Below are 408 nucleotides of genomic sequence, written 5' to 3'. Positions count from 1 at the left end.
CCTCAAGAAGTAGAGAAAGAAGCTTTTGAAAGAGCAATAGGCAAAGCCAGAGGCGAGCAACTTGTTAAAAAAGCCTTAGAGGAAGGCATGAGCACTGTAGAGGCTTATAACAAGTTTGGAATCATGTAAGCACATACATAATTAAAACACTTTTAATATTTATTTTATAAATTAAAAAAAATATGCTAATATAAAATACTTATAACACTAAAATTATAGGTTTTTATATTAGCATGTTTATTAGTGACCGCGAAGGGATTCGAACCCCCAACCCTCAGAGCCGAAATCTGATATTCTATCCAGTTGAACTACGCAGCCTTTATATTGTTTAAGCTAATTTAGCTTTTACTATGTTTGATATAGTTTTCCCATCGGCTTGTCCTGCCAATTCTTTACTAACTACCCCCA

Annotated in this window: 1 tRNA gene and 1 pseudogene; both read right to left on the bottom strand. The window is 34.1% G+C overall.

The window, feature by feature from the left end:
* Nucleotides 1–244 precede the first annotated feature (244 nt).
* Nucleotides 245–318: transfer RNA gene (locus FUA24_RS07730), tRNA-Arg, on the bottom strand.
* A gap of 10 nt (nucleotides 319–328) precedes the next feature.
* Nucleotides 329–408: pseudogene (locus FUA24_RS25750) on the bottom strand (GatB/YqeY domain-containing protein); the annotation flags it as partial.

The organism is Seonamhaeicola marinus, from assembly GCF_008085455.1.
The sequence above is the reverse complement of the archived record's forward strand: the minus strand, read 5'-3'. Positions and strand labels throughout refer to the sequence as shown.